We start from the raw sequence: 18,348 nt of genomic DNA, 5'->3' as shown, positions 1-18,348 counted from the left end.
ATGGATGATCCAGCTTTTAACTTGAAGTCGACAAACGCGGCAGCATCGTCAACGGAATACGCACCTCATGCTCAGTTGAATCGGGAAGTGCGGGAACCCCTTTATCCGTGTCCGGCTCCTCGCCCAATTGACGGAGCATCAGCGTAATTGCGTATTGGGCCTGCTGGCTATACGGAATATCGAGTGTTGAGATAGGCGGATAACAGGCACTGGAAACAGGATCATTATTGATTCCAAAAATTTTGTACTGCTCGGGTACCCGATAGCCTTGCTCCTGAACGGCTGACATGAAACGAAGAGCTGTGAGATCGTCAAATGCCAAAATTCCGATGGGTCCCTTTCCCCCGCTGATTTCCTGAGTTTGCTTCACCAGCTCTGTCATCGGTTTGCCTCCCAGGTCTACAATTCCAGATGCCACAGATGCTTTATGCAGCTCAGCCAATCCTTGCCTGAAGCCCTTTAACCGCTGCTCATTCGTTGCCTTGGATCGTACGGAGCTGAGATAGATCAGAGCTTCGCAGCCCTGCTCGACCAAATGATGGACAGCCTGCACGCATCCATCCGCAAAATTCAGATTAACGGCATGAATGGCTATATCCTGCGGCCAATCCCAGGCATTAAACAGCACAAGTGGTGTTCCGTCGCCGACAATTTGACGCGTCGTTTCGGGAGTCATCGCAAGCCCGTGGCAAAACAACCCATCAACCCTGCGCTGCAATAGCACTTCCAGATGACGTTTCTCCATATCGGGATCGTAGCCACCGGCAGAGAAAACGGACATATGATAACCGAAGCGATGCGCGGTCCGCTCCATTTCTTCAGCAAAACGGCCATAATAAGCATCATAGTTCGGTATCATCAGCCCAAGCTCGAAGGATTTCCTGCGGCTCAGGTTAGCGGCCATTACATTTCGGCGATATCCAAGCTCTTCGGCAATCTTCTCAACCTTGCGAATGGTCCCCTCCGACATCGGAACCTTGCGACGGTTAAGCACATTAGATACGGTTGCAATAGAGACTCCAGCCGCTTCCGCAATATCGACGATGGTAATCTGACGATTTTTGCTCAATGAACCACCCCTACAACCTAAAATTTAAACGTTTAAATAAATTGTAATCATAAAAAGCCCATTCGTCAATATGTAAGTATCGTAAAAAAGACCCCTTCATCATGGATGAAGGAGTCGGTCTGCGCATAATACCTCTATAGTCCCAACCACTTGGCAAACAAATGTTTGGTTGTATCTTTGTTCATAGCGGCGATAGAAGTTGTGAGTGGAATTCCCTTCGGGCAAGAACGCACGCAGTTCTGCGAGTTACCGCAGCCCTCAATGCCGCCATCCTCCATCAAGGTATCCAGACGCTCTTCAGCATTCATCTCTCCTGTCGGATGCGCGTTAAACAAACGAACCTGGGAAATGGCAGCAGGTCCGATAAAGGACGTTTTGTCATTGACGTTCGGGCAAGATTCCAGACATACCCCACAGGTCATGCATTTGGACAGCTCATAAGCCCATTGACGTTTGGATTCAGCCATCCGTGGTCCTGGTCCGAGGTCATACGTACCATCAATCGGAATCCATGCTTTTACTCTCTTGAGTGCATTGAACATCCGCTCGCGGTTAATAACCAAGTCACGAACAACTGGGAACGTACTCATCGGTGCGATCCGTACCGGCTGCTCCAGCTTATCTACCAGTGCTGTACATGCTTGACGAGGCTTACCGTTGATGACCATCGAGCAAGCTCCGCATACTTCCTCCAGGCAGTTCGATTCCCAGCATACCGGTGTCGTTTTGTCACCCTTGGCATTCGTAGGATTACGCTGCACTTCCATCAAGGCACTGATGACGTTCATATTAGGACGATATGGAATTTCGAACTCCTCAGTATAAGAGCTGCTTTCCGGAGAATCCTGACGGGTTACAATGAATTTCACTTTTTTGTTAGCTGTATTCGTCTCAGCCATGATTAGTGTCCTCCCTTCTTCTTATCCGTCGAATAGTCGCGTTTACGTGGCTCGATCAAGGATACGTCAACATCTTCATATTCAATGGTTGGGCCGTTTGGAGTCCATTTGGCTTTTGTTGTTTTCAGGAAACGTTCGTCATCACGCTCGGTGAATTCCGGTTTATAGTGAGCGCCGCGGCTCTCATCACGCATTAAAGCTCCCAATGTCATCGCATGCGATAATTCCATCATGTTCCACAATTGACGAGTAAAAGCTACACCCTGATTGTTCCAGCGCGCTGTATCGGTCATGCTGATATTTTGATAACGCTGTTTCAATTCATTGATCTTGTCCAAGGTTTCCTGCAGCTTCTTGTTGTAACGAACAACCGTCATGTTGTTGGTCATCCATTCGCCCAATTCCTTGTGAAGCACGTAGGCATTTTCGGTTCCGTCCATTTTTAACAAGCTTTCATACTTGTCCTTTTGTCTTGCCAGATCCTGATCAAACAGGCTGGTCGATATATCTTCGGTATGCTTATCCAAGCCCTTAATATATTCGATGGCCTTCGGACCTGTAATCATCCCGCCATAAATAGCAGACAACAGCGAGTTTGCACCGAGGCGATTGGCGCCATGATACTGATACTCGCACTCGCCACAGGCGAATAAGCCAGGAACGTTGGTCATTTGATTGAAATCGACCCACATGCCGCCCATGGAATAATGAACCGCAGGGAAGATTTTCATCGGGATTTTACGCGGATCATCGCCCATGAATTTTTCATAAATTTCAATAATTCCACCAAGCTTAACATCCAGTTCCTTTGGATCCTTATGGGAAAGGTCAAGGTATACCATGTTTTCGCCGTTGATGCCAAGCTTGTCGTCGACGCACACTGCGAAGATTTCGCGGGTTGCAATATCACGAGGAACCAGGTTACCATAGGCTGGATATTTTTCTTCCAGGAAGTACCAAGGCTTGCCGTCTTTGTAGGTCCAAATCCGACCGCCTTCACCACGTGCAGACTCCGACATCAGGCGCAGCTTGTCATCGCCCGGAATCGCTGTAGGGTGAATCTGGATAAACTCGCCGTTCGCGTAATAAACACCTTGCTGATACACCGCACTAGCCGCTGTACCTGTATTAATAACCGAGTTCGTTGATTTACCGAAAATAATACCAGGACCGCCTGATGCTAGAATAACCGCATCTGCAGGGAAGGACAATACTTCCATACTGCGCAGATCCTGTGCAGTAATACCGCGGCATACGCCATCGTCATCAATAATAGCTCCCAGAAACTCATAATGCTCATATTTCGTTACAAGACCCGCAGTCTCCCAGCGACGTACCTGCTCATCCAATGCATAGAGCAATTGTTGCCCAGTAGTAGCTCCGGCAAATGCCGTACGGTGGTATTGGGTTCCTCCGAAGCGGCGGAAATCCAATAAACCCTCCGGTGTACGATTGAACATAACACCCATACGGTCCATGAGATGGATAATACCAGGTGCAGCATCACACATCGCCTTAACAGGCGGTTGATTGGCGAGGAAGTCTCCTCCGTATACGGTATCATCAAAATGCTCCCAGGTGGAATCGCCTTCGCCTTTTGTATTAACGGCGCCATTGATACCACCTTGCGCACAGACGGAATGTGAACGTTTAACAGGAACCAGTGAAAACAGGCTAACGTGAACACCTGCCTCAGCAGCTTTAATTGTGGCCATTAAACCAGCCAAACCCCCGCCAACTACGATTACCTTTGAATTAGCCATTGTTGTGTATTCCCTCCTTAACCTTTAACCGGCATCGGCAGATTTTGGAACTCAGGACTTAAAAATGCGGTCAAAGACATGATGAACATAATCGTCATCACTACAAATACGCCCATCCATACAAATGTGGAAACCTTTTGCGCCCGCGGTCCGACAGTGACTCCCCAGCTAACCAGGAATGACCACATACCGTTGCTAAAGTGGAACACCGCAGCCACAATCCCAATACAGTAAAACACAAAATTGACCGGATTCGTTGCAATATGATGCATTTGCACGCCAATCTGTTCCTGCGGCAAGCCCAGCGTAATTTGAAAACGGGTTTCAAAGAAATGCCATGCCACGAACAAGAACGTTATTACCCCTGTCACGCGCTGCATAAAAAACATTTGATTGCGGAAATATCCATAATTAGATACGTTATTCCGCGCCGTAAAAGCAACATACAAGCCGTAAATGGCATGATACAGCAGCGGAATCCAGATCCCTACAATTTCCAGTGCAAGCGTTATAGGCAGACTATGAAGAAAATCCACGCTCTCCAGAAATGCCACATGTCCGCCTTTAGAAGCGGAGTAGTTGGTGATTAGGTGCTCGACCAGGAAAAATCCGACCGGAATCACACCAAGTAATGAATGCAGCTTACGATTTAAATACGAATTTCGAAACATTAGAATGCGTTCCCCCCTTAAGTAGTAAATAGCCGTGTTCACACGATTGTCAAAACCATATTTCATTGTACCCCCGCAAGAAACAAGCGTCAACAAGTTCGCTACGCCTATTTTCCATGAATCGACAACGTTTTATGCAGTTATAGACAAATTTTGTGAAGATTACGTGACCTATACATCGTACTCCTTTAGTGCTTATAATGGAAGTGCCGATTTTTTATAATCACTTATGCGTTTTTCACATAACAGAAAGCAGGTTATTGGATGTTTGAGAATATCGATATCTTCGCCATTGTCGTCGAAATGGAAAGCTTGAATAAGGCTTCCCAAACGTTAAATATTTCACAGCCGGCCTTATCCAGAAAAATTATGCGTCTGGAGGAGGAGCTTGGAATCCAGCTGTTTCACCGCAAGGGCAAACGACTGGAGATTACCCGTGCCGGACAAATCTGCTATGAGTATGCCTTGGAGCAGCGCGCTATGGGGCGCAAGCTGCAGCGTTCTCTGGAGGTATTCAAAACGACCGATAAGCCCTCCAGTATTATTATCGGGGCCAGTCTTACCACACTGCAGTCCACCCTGCCTGATCTCATTACGATTTATGCCAAGGACTACCCTCATACCGACATTAAAGCCATTACCGGAAAAACCCATGAGATCGTCCCGATGGTCAAGGAGCGCAAGGTAGATATCGGCCTGGTGGCCTCAAAGATTGAGCACCCCGGGCTGCAGTGCATTCCGCTTTTCGACGACCGTCTATGTATTGTGCTGCCGGATAATCATCCTTTTGTGGATAAAGCTGCTATACAAATCGAAGACCTGCACGAGCTTCCAATGATCCTATTTTCACGGGGCACCTGGTACCGGATTCTGATGGACGAGCTGTTCCAGCGTTATTCGTTACATCCTGATGTCAAAATGGAGATCGATTCATTCGAAGCGATCATTCGTCTCGTGTCCACCTGTAAAACCGCTACCCTGCTGCCCGAGTCTTATCTTCGCCGTCATTTTCTGGAGGAAAACGAGCTGGTCGTCCGTTTCATTCCTGCTCTGGATCAAACAACAAGAACGACCTCGCTGCTGTTTACAGAGGAAGCCGTTCATCATCCATCGGCACAACGTTTTATTGAAAAGGCCAAGAGCCACTTTAACCGGAGCGATTGAGCTCCTCCGTGTCAGTAGCGGTATCGGCTTCAGTGACACCCAGCTTTCGGGCCACATAGGCCGTCGTACCTGCCTGCAGCAGGATCGTGAACAGCACCGCGAGGAAAGTTACCGAAGCCATGATGTCCGCATACTTCACGCCAAGTCCCACCACCATACCGGATAAGGCCGCAGGAATGACTCCTGTTTCACGAACCCAGAACATGAATACAAGCTCTCTCCAGGTCCAGCGTGCCTTGCGGTCCGGCAGTGCCGAAGCCAGCACAGTTAACGGACGTGCAATGAATATGAAAACAGCGATCACCCCGAGGCTCGGCCACAGGTTAGCCCAGATCACGCCAAAGTTAACCTGACTGCCAAGCATAATAAAAATCAGCATCCGCATGATAACGGTTATATTTTCGCTAAAATGACCCATCTCTTGATGCTTGTCCTGTAAATCGAGCTTGAATATATGCACATTACCCCAAATGAGCCCTGCTGTAAATGTAGCCATAAACCCGCTGACATGTATCGTTTCACCTAACAAATAAGCGGAAATAGCTGTAACCACCATCGCTATGGTGGCATAATCCCGCATCCAGCCGAGCTTGCTATGCGCCGTAACATAGACCAAGATGAAACCTATGACAGCCCCGACCAGGATTCCGCCAAGCGCGGTAACCACAAACTGTATAACACTTGCCGATACGGAAATTGCCTGTCCTCCTGTAATCACAGCCAGCACGGAAAACGTCAGAATCGATCCGGTCGCATCATTGAATGCCGATTCGCTCTCAACTGTTTCTCTCACCTTGGTACGAATCCGCACCTGCTTGAACACGGGTATCAGAGTTGCCGGATCTGTCGATGAAATGATAGCCCCAAGCAGTACGGCATACAATAAAGGCATGCCCAGCAGCCAATGAGCCGTCACGGCGACAACCCCACAGGTGATCAGCACACCGGGAACGCTTAGCAGTGTCAAGGTGAGCCATACTTTTCGAAGACCGGACAATCGGATATTGCGACCGCCATCAAATAATATCAAGACTGAACCCAAGGTTAATATAAACTGATTCGTAAACGAGCTGCTGGTCTCCGTTACCAGATGCAGGCCCTGACCCACAACCATTCCGGCAATCAAAAATAAAGCGACATCCGGAAGCTTCAACCAGGCGGCTAACTTACCAGACAGCATACCCATACCCAATATAAATATTAATAAGAACAACACATGGTAAACCAGCTCACTGACCTCGTTATTCAACTCAACACACTCCGAATCTGACTCCAGCAATCAACATGTTTCTATAAACGATTATTTCACTTCATTCTCAAACGATTCGATCTGCGAATTCGTGCCTATGATCACCATGATATCCCGTTCTTCCAATAAATCATTAGCCGTAGGCGCGATAATAACGCCTTCCTTCTTATTAATAGCAACAACACTACAGCCATACTTAACTCGTAAATTCAGATCCTTCAGCGTTCGCCCCGACATTCGTTTCGGTACTGACAGCTCAGCTATCGTATAATCCCTGGACAGCTCGATAAAATCCAATAGATTCGGAGATACTAGTTGATGCGCTACACGTATTCCCATATCGCGCTCCGGGAATATGACACGATCAACGCCGATTTTGTTCAGCACCTTGCCGTGCAGCTCGGATAACGCTTTGGTAACAACTAACGGCACCCCTATATCCTTAAGCAAAATAGCCGTTAATATACTCGATTGAATATCGCTTCCAATCGCCACGATCACACAATCAAAGTTACGTATACCCAGTGAGCGCAGCACCTCCTCATCTGTGGAGTCAGCGACGACGACATGGGTTAACACCTCGCTCATTTCATCAACCGCTTCTTCGTCCTGATCAATGCCAAGAACCTCATGACCTAACTTGGTCAGCTCTCTGGCCAAGCTTGACCCGAATCTCCCCAATCCAATTACTGCATACTGCGTGCGCTTCATCCTGCTTTTCCCCTATCCGATTGTAATTTTCCCCTCAGGGTATCTGTATAATTCTTTTTCAGTTTTGGGTCCGAGTGCATAGGCCAAGGTTATTGGCCCCAAACGGCCAGCAAACATCGTCAGTGAAATCAATATTTTACCAACCATCGTCAAATCCGTCGTTAATCCCATCGTCAGCCCTACCGTGCCAAAAGCCGAGGTAACTTCAAAGAGTATCATCAGAAATGGATGACTCTCTGTGGTGGATAATATCATGGCCACGAAAATCACAAGAAATAGTGCAATCATCGTTAACGTAATCGCCTTTAGAATACGATCCTTACCCAAGCGGTAATGGAACAATACAATGTCCTCCTTGCCGCGAATCATCGCCACAATAGCACCGATCAGCGTCATGAAGGTCGTGGTCTTGATCCCTCCGCCTGTCGAGCCTGGAGAAGCACCTATAAACATCAGAATAATCATAAAAAATTGGGAAGCCTGGCGCATAGCTCCGATATCGACCGTATTGGCCCCTGCTGTCCGCGGCGTTACCGATTGAAAGAACGAGGCCCATATTTTCCCTGACCAGTCCAGTGATCCTAATGTTTTGGCGTTGCTGAATTCAAAAGCATACATCACCACAGCTCCTGTGAGGATCAACACGCCCGTTGTACTTAACACTACCTTGGAGTGCAGCGACAACCGTTTTATTTTTCTATATTCGAGCAGATCCGACATGACGATAAAACCAATACCGCCCAACACAATAAGTCCCATTGAAACGATGTTGATAACCGGGTCGGCCGCATACGAGGTCAGACTGCTGAATGGGCCGCTCACCGAGCCGAACAAATCGAACCCTGCATTATTAAAAAATGAAACCGCATGCCAGATTCCGAAATAAATACCTTTGGCTGGACCAAGATCTATGGACCAGCGGATGGAAAAAATGATCGCAGCTATCAGCTCTATCGTAAGCGAGTAGCGAATTACTTTACGAATCAGGCGCACAATGCCTTCCATACTCCCTTGGTTCATCGCTTCCTGAAGAATGAGGCGTTCCTTCAAAGAAATTCGTTTCTTCAATGCAAAGGCAAATAAGGTCGCCATCGTCATAAAGCCGAGTCCGCCAATCTGAATCAACGTGACAATAACGATTTGACCAAACACGGAGAAGTACGTACCTGTATCCACAACAACAAGCCCAGTCACACAAGTGGCAGATGTCGCTGTAAACAAGGCATTAATAAAAGATAATCGGTCCCCCGTCGCCGATGAGACTGGAAGCGTAAGCACCAGTGCTCCAATCAAAATAATCGCGGCAAAACCCAATACCAAAATTTGCGGAGGTGTTAATTGGATTTTTTTCAACGTTACTTTCATTTCTCACCTCACAAATATTTGAAAAAGAACAAAAAAAAGACATCGGAAACCCAATGTCAACTAAACAGGTTCCTGCCATAAAGCCTACGAGGTTAGCTGACGGATTCGGGTTTACAGGTACCCTATCAATTCCACTCTCATGAATGGAATCGAATTCACCCCTTACTACTACAAATGGTTCCCCCGTTTTCGGAAAGAAATTCGGCTTCTGTATTCAATTGATATGAATTATAAGGCTATTCTTCCATAAGTACAAAGTCGTAATAACTCGAAAAGCAGGGATATTCCGATTCTTATTATAGCTGGCAGGCATCAAACTGAGGATTCGCTTTGGTTTTCAACGTTTATCCCCGTTATGCTTGGTAATGCATTGGATTTGATCAGACATGTATGCTAAGTTTATGGAATACAATAATCAAGCCTTCCCATTTCTTCATTCCAAGGAGACTACTATGATCAATCGTTCATTGGATAGACCGCTGCAGTTGCTGGCAGTTGTTGGTATTATCCTTTATTTTACCGTCATTCTCATATCCTCGTATTTGTCTGGACCTCCTTCATCCAATGAAGAGGCGGATGGACTACCGACGATTACCCAGCAGGCGGCCGCTGACACAGCAGTCATTTTTGCCAGGCAGCATTTCGCATTATCAGACGATCATACAACGAGCACGTTATACCAAACTCATTCCGAACGAAGCGGGTACTTGCAAAAGGAGCACTTATTCCATTCTTATACGGAGCGATATTCCCAGCTTCCGCTGGACTACTACGAGGTTGAAATTAATGACCTTGCCAGCTCTAAAACTTATTACATCGATATCAATTACTCGAATCAGAAGGTGCTCGGCTGGAAGACGTATGAGTCGCCATCGTCCAGAGCAGATACGGTATCTGCGCCAGGAGTGGACCCTCAGCTGTTGGCCGAGCAGACGATCAAGGAACAGGGCTACTCGCCAACCAATTTCACCTTGCTGGATTCCCATCCCCAACGGGACAAGAAAAATAATTCCCCCTCCTTAACGGGGCGTGTGCTTGTTTATGAGAGCAGGACTGATCTGATCGGGCAGGCAAAGCTACAGCTTACACTTCTCGTTTCCAAGGGTCAGGTCGTTTCCTTCCAGCCTGACTTCAAGATCCCGGCTGCTTTTGAGGAATGGAAGGAGAAGCAAAATAGCAGCGCCTCCCTGATGACCAACATCAGTATGGGTGTATCGTTAATTATGGCGGCTACAGCTCTGTTCATCATCATACGCTATCGGCGTCAAATCACATTTCGTCGCGGCCTGTGGCTGACCTTGATTTTTCTCATTATTTATATTGGAAACAACTTCAACATGCTGCCGGCTTTCCGAACCTCACATACGGCGGGTCCATCCCAGTTCGAAGCGCTCTTTTACTTGTGGCTTCTCAATATTAATATTGCGATGATGGCTGTTAGCGTCTACCTCTCCGTCCTTGCCGGCAGACAGATGTGGTCCCGTTACAGCTGGAATCCGCTGCCGGAATGGCAGGATCCCGCTTTTGGGGGCCAGGTATGGGTGGCCATGACTCGCGGCTACCTGCTCTGTTTCTTTATTCTCGGCGTCCAGCAAGTGCTGTTCTTTATAGCGGAGCATGCTTTTGACGTATGGTCGGTGAATGATGCAGCAGATTCCGTGCTGAACATGACGTTCCCTGCACTGTTTCCGCTCATGGCCTGGGCAGCGGCTATCTCCGAAGAAACCGTATACCGATTGTTCGGCATTGCCTTCTTTCTGAAAATTGTCCGCATTCGGTTTCTGGCTGTACTGCTCCCGAGCATCATCTGGGCGATGAGCCATACCCAATATCCGATTTATCCGGTCTATACCCGACTTGTTGAGGTCACGATTATCGGTGTCATTTTTGGATATGCCTTTCTTAAATACGGGTTTATGACGGTACTGTTTGCCCACGCCTCGATGGATAGTATTTTGATGGGGCTTTCCTTGTATGGTCTCGGGGATTGGATGCATATCGTGGTCGGCAGCTTTTATCTGATATTCCCCGGTCTTGTCGGCTGGCTGCTGTATCGGCTGCATGGCAACAAAAAAAGACGGGCACTAGCTATGCCTCGTCTTGATTCTGATTAAGCGATTGTAATATTTGTGTGGCCAGCTTTTCCCCGATACCCAGAAGCCGGAAATCTTCAATGCTGGCTTCTTTTATTTTTTTCATCGAGCCAAAATGCTTCAGCATCGCCTTACGCCGTTTCTCGCCAATTCCCGGAATCGAATCCAGCTGGGAGACGATCATCGATTTGGCACGCGTTTCGCGGTGGAACGTAATAGCGAAGCGATGGACCTCGTCCTGAATACGCTGGAGCAGGTAAAACTCCTGACTGTCACGCGGCAGCGGAACGATTTCTGCAGGGTCCCCCATAATCAGCTGTGCGGTTTTGTGACGGTCATCCTTGGCGAGTCCACAAACCGGAATATAAAGACCCAGTTCATTTTCCAGCACATCGATAGCCGCGGAAATTTGCCCTTTTCCTCCATCGATAACGACCAGATCCGGTAGTGGCAAGCCTTCCTTCAAAACACGCTCATAACGGCGTCTTATGACCTCACGCATCGTACCGTAATCATCAGGACCTATGACTGTGCGGATTTTGTACTTACGGTATTCCTTGCGATCCGGCTTGCCATCCGTAAATACAACCATTGCCGAAACCGGGTCAGAGCCTTGAATATTCGAGTTATCGAATGCCTCAATACGGCGAATGACGCCTGTTCCAAGCCAATCTCCGAGATTCTCGACAGCCATTACGGTACGCTGCTCATCGCGGGCAATTAACCGGAACTTCTCATCCAGACTAACACGGGCATTATCACCAGCCATCGCAACCATATTTTTCTTCGAGCCTCTGCGTGGATAATGCACCTTTACCTTGAGCCAGCTCTCCAGCGCTTCCTTGACATCCTTCTTGGCAACCTCGATTTCGGGTCCTGCCTCCGTTTCGTCGGTCTCCGGTTGTTCAGAGCTCGACTCCACACTTAGATCAGACTGAGAGCTGGTAGTCTCAGCTGGTTCCGTCTTAGCCGTCACCGCAGCCGCAGGCAGCACCGTTACAGCCTCCAGCGGCAAAAATATTTCCTTCGGAAGTGCCGGATTCTCACTGTAGTACTGCGTAATAAAGGTTACAAAATCATCATACTCATCACCATAATAAGGAAACATCGAAGCATGCCGTTCAATCAGCTTGCCCTGACGCATATATAATATTTGGACGCACATCCAGCCTTTGTCTACCGCATAGCCAAAAATGTCGCGGTCCATCGCATCTGTCGTCGTAATATTTTGCTTTTGCATGACCTGATCAATATGAAGCACATGATCACGCAGTTCCTTGGCCCGTTCAAAGTTCAGCTCCTCGGACGCTTCCTGCATCTTGCGCGTCAAATCCTTCTTGATCTCATCATGACCGCCATTTAGAAAACGCGAAATTTCCTGTACCATCTGCTCGTACGTTTCTTGATCCACCTCGTACTCACAGGGAGCTATGCATTGACCCAGATGATAGTACAGACAAACCCGGTCAGGCAGCTTTTTGCATTTGCGCAGCGGATACAGGCGATCCAGCAGTTTCTTCGTCTGTTGCGCCGCGAACGCATTCGGATACGGGCCAAAATATTTTCCTTTATCCTTCAGCACACGGCGAGTAACCTCCAGCCGCGGATGGGTTTCATGCGTGATTTTAATATAGGGAAAGGACTTGTCGTCCTTCAATAGTACATTATAACGAGGATGATGCTTCTTGATCAGGTTGCATTCCAGAATTAACGCCTCGACATTACTGGCCGTGACGATATATTCAAAGTCGGCAATTTCATTAACAAGCGCATAGGTTTTGGCATTATGACTTCCGGTAAAATACGAACGTACCCGATTGCGCAGCACCTTCGCTTTGCCGATATAGATGATCGTGCCTTCCTTGTTTTTCATCAGATAGCAGCCTGGCTTTTCTGGCAGCAGCGCCAGCTTACTGCGAATTTGCTCTGCCCTCTGCTTACGTTCCTGCTCCTCTTCATGTGTAGACATCACATTTCCACTCCTTTAAGCACAAAAAAAGCTCTTTTCCAGCATAGCAGAAAAAGAGCTTTTACTCCATGAGTTTTGCGTAGCAAAACTGACTCCGTAAGCATTCGCTTTGAGTTTTGCGTAGCACAACCCACTTGGCACATTACTGGTGCTTCGATACTACGTTCTTCAAAGCATCCTTCGATTGAAAGCCTACCACTTTATCAACAGGTTGGCCGTCTTTGAAAACGATAAGAGTCGGGATGCTCATTACGCCAAAACGGGAAGCTGATTCCGGATTGTCATCCACATTAACCTTAGCAATTTTCAAACTTCCAAGCTCTTTATCCAGCTCTTCCAAAACAGGAGCGATCATTTTGCAAGGTCCACACCATGGAGCCCAAAAATCAACCAAAACCGTACCAGATCCTTCAACTTCATTCTGAAAGGATTGATCTGTAACATTTACGATAGCCATAAAAAGTTCTCCTTTATCCGATAAAATAGGTTGTCAACATGTAAAGTATACCACAATAGACCCTATTTTCAACCGCAAACCCGCTTGGCTAACTGTTTCCAGTGCATTCCGCCTTCATCTTGTCACAATCAATAAATGTGGTGTGCAATTTTCACTTCCCCATGCTTTACATTTATCTGTGAAGTTGGGTATACTGAATATAATTCTTCAACCATCGGTTTTACTCAATCCAAGGAGGAATTATGGCTATGAACGATGTAAATCACCCCGAGCTTCATATTAACGAAGAGCCGAGTAATGATTTTCTGGACACGGCGATTGGTTTCGGTGCATTTTTCGCCTTTTTGCTGCTCATGGGCGTTGCCGCAACAGTTATTACGCTGCTAATGAAGTAGGCATCGAGCTTGTTTCAAGCCGATGCTACGTCAGTAAAGTCTGTTCCTTACGGGAACAGGCTTTTTTTGTTTCGATACCAACGGAAAAAGCCCGCTCTCCTACAGAGACGGACTTTGACTGTGCCTATTATTGCAGTTTACTTGCCGCGCTTATTGTAGCCGTTCACCATAATGACCTCAACAAAAGGACGAATTCGGTCCATAATTCTTCTTCCTTTGAACTCTTCATCGCCATCCTTGCTGGTGAAGCTAAAATGCTGCTCCAATGCATCCAAATCATGATTTGACGTGAAAAAGGTTGGCTTGCGGTTCATTCGGTAATTCAGTATTGCACCCATCACATGATCGCGCAGCCACGGGTTCAAATTCTCCGCTCCCATATCGTCGAATACGAGCAAATCCGTATCCTTGAGCGCATCAATGGTTTCCTTCAGCTTCTGCGGATCCTGGAACATCGCCTTTAAATCTTCGGCAAAATCGGGCATGTACACAATGGCACCGGAATAGCCGCTCTTCGCCAGCTCGTGAAGCAGATAACACATCAGGAACGTTTTGCCGGTGCCGAGGCTTCCAGCCAAATAGAGACCCGAGCTTTGCAAGCCTTCATCACGGGTTTTCATAATGTAACGAATAAGACTATCCACAGCTTCCTCACGCGCAGGATCCTTATCGAAAATTTCCATCGACGAGTAGCCCTGTGACAGTGCCCGCTCATCCACATAAAAGCTGCGAATCCGGCTGCGGATAGCCTCCTGATTTTGTCTCGCGATCTGCTTCTTACAGGCTACCTTGGTATCATACAGGTTGGCTTTTCCGGCTTCTGTCTCGACCGATAACAGTGTATAATGCCCTGCAAAATCATTTGGGCACAAATCCAGTCCCGGACAGTTGGAGCAGTTCCGATGCTCGCTCACATATTGATACAGCCGGTTCATGTTGATTTTCATTGTATATTCATCAAGCGTCGGATATTTGGCACGCAGCTTCACCACTAATGGATCAGCAACGATTTGTCTCACCTTTTCCTCGGCTTGTTGACGAAATTTGGAGTTGGGCAGCGACTTTAACGCATCCGCGAGCGATTCCATAGGTTCTTACACTCCTTCCCGTTGTTAAATGACTTGAGCTTGATTCTAGAAGACCAGTGAGTGAGTCTCGCTGCGCTCGTTTTTCACCTAAATACTAGACTTTACCATCAAGCATTTGTGCTCTTCTTCGCATAGCTTCACGCTCTTCTGCACTCCGTGAGGCCGCTGCTGTGCTTGGCTTGTCCTCCACCGTAGGAAGCAGCGGTTTCTGTCTTACTCCACCACGTGCTGTACCCGTATTACGTCCGCCCGCGGCTCCACCCGTACCAGCTCGGCTGCCTGTGCGAGGGGCCGTCTTGCTCTCCTGATACTTGGACTGCTCGCGTATATACTGCACAGCCTGCTCAAAAGAGTTCACCTGCTTGGCCAGCATATCCGTAACGCTGAACTCTATCGATGCCTTGGACCATGAGCGTTTGTTCATATATAAGTAATGGATCATGACATTGATGACTTCTTCTTTCAAGCCATAATTCAAATCGACCTTCGCCAGCGTATCCAGCAGTCCGTCCGGTACGGTACCCTTGGAAAAGATTTTTTCCAATAAAAAGATATAGGGCTCATTCCGTAAAATATAGTTGTACTGATGCTGGTTGCATTCGCCCTGGAAAATATCCGGTACCTGCAAATAAAACTCCATTTCAACTGTTTTGTCACTAGCAATCTCAGTACCGTTCTCCTGATTAGATGACGCTGCTCCCCGAGTCTGCTGATCGACCTTAGCCAAATATCGTCCGCGTTCCTCACCACGCTTCTTATCCTGTCGGAAGACCATGTTAGCCTTGTGCTGCAGCAGTTCAAGCATCAACTCGCCCTGCGGATCAAACACACCATCCTCGTCCAGCAGCCGGCAAATGTCCGTCAAGTACAAGCCGTACTTTTTGGCAACATAATTAATTTGTCCCATCTGCTCCGGCTCGTACTTCAATTGCTCCACGAACACACGATTGCCCGATTCCCGCGGAAAATGCATAATGATATCCGAATACTGAAAGCCTCTATTTGCACTCTCAGGCTTGGTTTCCGAAGGTTTGGACACTGCCGTTTGAAAAAATGCCTGCTCCATTTCCAGATCAATGACCTGCGAATTCAAATGAAACAGCTCGTAGAAAGGAACCGACAAATTTTCCTCATTGGCATCCTTCAGCTCGTCTGATTCCGGCAGCACCAGCTCATCACGCAGCGAATAGATCATATATTTGCCAACCTTGTCCCTGAGCAGCAGGGTCAAATGCTGGTTTTTAAAAAATTCATTCGGTGACAATGGGGCTGACAGCGTGTAGACATACACATAATCATCTGAAACCTCGGCGAACTTCCGCGTCGTTTTCAGTAAGCCCACAGCCTCCAGCTTGGCAGTCTGTTCAATAAAATATTTGCGTCCACGCTCTCCCGTCTCCAGCTCCAGCGATAAGAACAGCCTGCGCTGCTGCTCGGTAGCCGAGTAACCAACCTTATCGATAGGCAGCTGCAGAAACAGTGTATGATATAAGCTGACTGCATACGCTCCGATCATAGGCTGATAGATTGTAGAGAGCATTTTCATATCCAAACCACTTAATGAAAAATCACGCGCCACATAAAAACGGTGATATTCCGAGAAATGATGCATATTCGTAATTCGCATTAACTCAAATCCCATCCATGAATTGTTACTAGTCTAGTAAACTACATTTTAACATAGATTTCGACAGGATGTTATCGCCTGATTTCAATCTGTCTTTCCCCATTTGACCGCCCACTTGTCCATCTCCTTCAGTGCGGTCTGAAAATCAGCCCCTTTTTCTGTCAATGAATACTCGACTGAAATAGGAACAGAAGGAAATACAACACGTAAAACAATCCCGTTTTTCTCCAGGTGCCGCAGTACATCGGTTAAAGATTGTGTTTTGATGATCGCTAAATCTCTATGCAGCTGTTTGAAGCGTTTAGGCCCTTTGGACAGCTCGGCGATCACCAGAAAAGCCCATTTGGCCCCGAGAATTTGCAGTACAGAACAAATGCTGGTAAATTCCTGCTTCTCTTCATTTACGATTTCCAATCCATATCACCTGCTTACTTAAAATTAGTAAGTCCATTTATTTGGATAATGTCCAAATAGTTTGCCTTCTTACATTTATATTGTAACCTTATTATAATTCAATCAAATGATCTCGCAAAGGCCTAATAACGAACATCCATAAGCTGGTTATAGGTGATCAGACGGTACTGCGAGTTACAGAAAGGATTGAATGTAATGAATCGACTCCCTATTTATCTGTTAGCTCTTGGAGTGTTCTTCACCGCAACCTCCGAACTGGTCGTCTCTGGAATATTGCAGGTCATTGCCGATGATTTGAGTATTTCCATCTCTCTTGCCGGACAATTGATTACAGCTTATTCGCTGTCGTTTGCGATTGGAACTCCCATTCTGATTTCACTCACTGCCCGTATGGGACGCAAACAAGTGTTGGTGGGCTCACTCACCATATTTATCCTCGGTTGTCTGATATCCTTTGCAAGTGGACATATCGCGATGCTGATGATATCCCGAATCATACTTGGGGTCAGCTCAGGTGTTTACCTTGTCACTGCATTAGGCACCGCTGCAAGGATTGTCCCCCCCGAGAAGCTGGGCAGCGCAATCGGTACGATCATTCTCGGTTTTAGCAGCGCGATGATCCTTGGCGTCCCGATAGGGATAGCTATTACCAACTGGCTGAGCTGGCAGGCGATTTTTATTGTATTAGCGTTATTCAGTGTATGGATTACATTTGTGATATACCGCCTACTTCCCGATATCGACGGGGATGCTCCTGTTCCGTTCCGGCAGCAATTCAAAGTGCTGGGCAGTTTGGTCATCGTGAGCGGTTTGTTGTTCACCTTTTTCAGAGAATCCGGTAATTCCATCCTGTTCACTTACTTAACTCCATTTATTCAGGACATTTATCATGTGGAATTTTCCAGGATTAGCATCATTATGCTTGTGTTTGGTCTATTTGGCGCATTCGGCTCCCGTTTTGGAGGGTATGGCGTTGACAGGTGGGGGGCGGCTCGTATGGTAACGTTGAGTGTAGTCATTCATGTGGCTGTGCTGGCTCTGCTTCCGCTTTTTGCCGATTCGCTTATGATCGGGTTAGTACTGCTCACCGTTATGGTGGTATCTATGTTCATGTCCGGTCCGGCTATCCAAACGTATTTTATTCAACAAGCACCTCAGTCGTCAGGTCTCGTTCTCAGTATAAATACATCGATTGTTCATTTGGGATTAGCGGCGGGTGCTGGAGCAGGTGGAGTGTTAATCAGCACATCTTCAACAGTCCTTTACAATCCATGGCTGGCTAGCTCTATTGTAACACTCGGGCTGGCTGCTGTACTCATCAGTTTTTGGTCAGGAAAACAACGATCGGTTAAGCTTAGAGGGAAAACAGCAAAGCTGTGATTACGCTTTCTTCTATTAAAATAGGCGACATGAT

16 protein-coding genes and 1 riboswitch are annotated in these 18,348 nt (G+C 47.2%); of the genes, 4 read left to right on the top strand and 12 right to left on the bottom strand.

The genetic code is table 11. The features are described 5' to 3' along the window. Positions 1–16: 16 nt before the first annotated feature. The 4 genes from NST47_RS08675 to NST47_RS08660 all read right to left on the bottom strand — a co-directional run bounded on the left by NST47_RS08675 (position 17) and on the right by NST47_RS08660 (position 4,402). A complete protein-coding gene (locus NST47_RS08675; protein WP_341154766.1) occupies positions 17–1,069 on the bottom strand; it encodes a LacI family DNA-binding transcriptional regulator in 1,053 nt (350 codons plus the stop codon). A 134-nt stretch (positions 1,070–1,203) separates the two neighbouring features. Then, a complete protein-coding gene (sdhB, locus tag NST47_RS08670; RefSeq protein ID WP_262687587.1) occupies positions 1,204–1,968 on the bottom strand; it encodes a succinate dehydrogenase iron-sulfur subunit in 765 nt (254 codons plus the stop codon). 2 nt (positions 1,969–1,970) lie between these two features. Continuing rightward, positions 1,971–3,731, bottom strand: a complete 1,761-nt coding sequence (gene sdhA, locus NST47_RS08665; protein WP_076232340.1) for a succinate dehydrogenase flavoprotein subunit — start codon at positions 3,729–3,731, stop codon at positions 1,971–1,973. A gap of 17 nt (positions 3,732–3,748) precedes the next feature. Next, positions 3,749–4,402, bottom strand: a complete 654-nt coding sequence (locus NST47_RS08660; RefSeq protein ID WP_341154765.1) for a succinate dehydrogenase cytochrome b558 subunit — start codon at positions 4,400–4,402, stop codon at positions 3,749–3,751. A 264-nt stretch (positions 4,403–4,666) separates the two neighbouring features. Here NST47_RS08660 and NST47_RS08655 point away from each other — a divergent pair, with 264 nt between their 5' ends. After that, positions 4,667–5,566, top strand: coding sequence for a LysR family transcriptional regulator (locus NST47_RS08655; RefSeq protein WP_262687589.1), 900 nt, complete (start codon positions 4,667–4,669; stop codon positions 5,564–5,566). On the opposite strand, the gene NST47_RS08650 is transcribed toward NST47_RS08655, so the two are convergent. The 3 genes from NST47_RS08650 to NST47_RS08640 all read right to left on the bottom strand — a co-directional run bounded on the left by NST47_RS08650 (position 5,550) and on the right by NST47_RS08640 (position 8,891). Then, positions 5,550–6,752 (bottom strand): cation:proton antiporter, encoded by a 1,203-nt coding sequence (locus NST47_RS08650; protein WP_445667449.1) that lies wholly within the window; start codon positions 6,750–6,752, stop codon positions 5,550–5,552. The genes NST47_RS08655 and NST47_RS08650 overlap by 17 nt on opposite strands. Positions 6,753–6,866: 114 nt before the next feature. Next, positions 6,867–7,526, bottom strand: a complete 660-nt coding sequence (locus NST47_RS08645; protein WP_341154763.1) for a potassium channel family protein — start codon at positions 7,524–7,526, stop codon at positions 6,867–6,869. A gap of 12 nt (positions 7,527–7,538) precedes the next feature. Continuing rightward, positions 7,539–8,891 carry a TrkH family potassium uptake protein gene (locus tag NST47_RS08640; RefSeq protein WP_341154762.1) on the bottom strand — a complete coding sequence of 451 codons (1,353 nt, stop codon included), beginning with the start codon at positions 8,889–8,891 and terminating at the stop codon, positions 7,539–7,541. A gap of 66 nt (positions 8,892–8,957) precedes the next feature. Further along, positions 8,958–9,108: riboswitch (cyclic di-AMP (ydaO/yuaA leader) on the bottom strand. 235 nt (positions 9,109–9,343) lie between these two features. Here NST47_RS08640 and NST47_RS08635 point away from each other — a divergent pair. Then, positions 9,344–11,005 (top strand): CPBP family intramembrane glutamic endopeptidase, encoded by a 1,662-nt coding sequence (locus NST47_RS08635; RefSeq protein ID WP_341154761.1) that lies wholly within the window; start codon positions 9,344–9,346, stop codon positions 11,003–11,005. On the opposite strand, the gene uvrC is transcribed toward NST47_RS08635, so the two are convergent. Continuing rightward, entirely contained in the window at positions 10,980–12,953 is a 1,974-nt protein-coding gene (uvrC, locus tag NST47_RS08630; RefSeq protein ID WP_341154760.1) for an excinuclease ABC subunit UvrC, read from the bottom strand. The genes NST47_RS08635 and uvrC overlap by 26 nt on opposite strands. Positions 12,954–13,095: 142 nt before the next feature. After that, a complete protein-coding gene (gene trxA / locus NST47_RS08625; protein WP_341154759.1) occupies positions 13,096–13,410 on the bottom strand; it encodes a thioredoxin in 315 nt (104 codons plus the stop codon). A gap of 248 nt (positions 13,411–13,658) precedes the next feature. Here trxA and NST47_RS08620 point away from each other — a divergent pair, with 248 nt between their 5' ends. After that, entirely contained in the window at positions 13,659–13,805 is a 147-nt protein-coding gene (locus NST47_RS08620; protein WP_144026482.1) for a YqzM family protein, read from the top strand. Positions 13,806–13,942: 137 nt separating this feature from the next. On the opposite strand, the gene dnaI is transcribed toward NST47_RS08620, so the two are convergent. The 3 genes from dnaI to NST47_RS08605 form a co-directional block, all read right to left on the bottom strand. Continuing rightward, positions 13,943–14,893 (bottom strand): primosomal protein DnaI, encoded by a 951-nt coding sequence (gene dnaI / locus NST47_RS08615; protein WP_076232356.1) that lies wholly within the window; start codon positions 14,891–14,893, stop codon positions 13,943–13,945. A 94-nt stretch (positions 14,894–14,987) separates the two neighbouring features. Beyond that, positions 14,988–16,520: a helicase DnaB gene (locus NST47_RS08610; protein ID WP_445667448.1), complete on the bottom strand. Its 1,533-nt coding sequence runs from the start codon at positions 16,518–16,520 to the stop codon at positions 14,988–14,990. 84 nt (positions 16,521–16,604) lie between these two features. Beyond that, complete coding sequence (locus NST47_RS08605; RefSeq protein WP_341154757.1) at positions 16,605–16,934, bottom strand: winged helix-turn-helix transcriptional regulator; 330 nt, start codon at positions 16,932–16,934, stop codon at positions 16,605–16,607. A gap of 195 nt (positions 16,935–17,129) precedes the next feature. On the opposite strand from NST47_RS08605, the gene NST47_RS08600 reads away from it, so the two are divergent. Beyond that, positions 17,130–18,314, top strand: a complete 1,185-nt coding sequence (locus tag NST47_RS08600; RefSeq protein WP_341154756.1) for an MFS transporter — start codon at positions 17,130–17,132, stop codon at positions 18,312–18,314. The last annotated feature ends 34 nt before the right edge of the window (positions 18,315–18,348 follow it).

It is taken from the genome of Paenibacillus sp. FSL H8-0034 (assembly GCF_038000305.1).
Lineage (GTDB): Bacteria > Bacillota > Bacilli > Paenibacillales > NBRC-103111 > Paenibacillus_S.
This window is presented reverse-complemented; position numbering and strand designations above follow the sequence as displayed.

Coding starts and splice junctions, on each gene's coding strand:
- dnaI (WP_076232356.1), bottom strand. CDS start 14,893: ATGGAATCGCTCGCGGATGCGTTAAAGTCGCTGCCCAACTCCAAATTT.
- NST47_RS08620 (WP_144026482.1), top strand. CDS start 13,659: ATGAACGATGTAAATCACCCCGAGCTTCATATTAACGAAGAGCCGAGT.
- NST47_RS08655 (WP_262687589.1), top strand. CDS start 4,667: ATGTTTGAGAATATCGATATCTTCGCCATTGTCGTCGAAATGGAAAGC.
- NST47_RS08640 (WP_341154762.1), bottom strand. CDS start 8,891: ATGAAAGTAACGTTGAAAAAAATCCAATTAACACCTCCGCAAATTTTG.
- NST47_RS08650 (WP_445667449.1), bottom strand. CDS start 6,752: ATGGGTATGCTGTCTGGTAAGTTAGCCGCCTGGTTGAAGCTTCCGGAT.
- uvrC (WP_341154760.1), bottom strand. CDS start 12,953: ATGTCTACACATGAAGAGGAGCAGGAACGTAAGCAGAGGGCAGAGCAA.
- sdhB (WP_262687587.1), bottom strand. CDS start 1,968: ATGGCTGAGACGAATACAGCTAACAAAAAAGTGAAATTCATTGTAACC.
- NST47_RS08660 (WP_341154765.1), bottom strand. CDS start 4,402: ATGTTTCGAAATTCGTATTTAAATCGTAAGCTGCATTCATTACTTGGT.
- NST47_RS08600 (WP_341154756.1), top strand. CDS start 17,130: ATGAATCGACTCCCTATTTATCTGTTAGCTCTTGGAGTGTTCTTCACC.
- trxA (WP_341154759.1), bottom strand. CDS start 13,410: ATGGCTATCGTAAATGTTACAGATCAATCCTTTCAGAATGAAGTTGAA.
- NST47_RS08645 (WP_341154763.1), bottom strand. CDS start 7,526: ATGAAGCGCACGCAGTATGCAGTAATTGGATTGGGGAGATTCGGGTCA.
- NST47_RS08610 (WP_445667448.1), bottom strand. CDS start 16,520: ATGCGAATTACGAATATGCATCATTTCTCGGAATATCACCGTTTTTAT.
- sdhA (WP_076232340.1), bottom strand. CDS start 3,731: ATGGCTAATTCAAAGGTAATCGTAGTTGGCGGGGGTTTGGCTGGTTTA.
- NST47_RS08635 (WP_341154761.1), top strand. CDS start 9,344: ATGATCAATCGTTCATTGGATAGACCGCTGCAGTTGCTGGCAGTTGTT.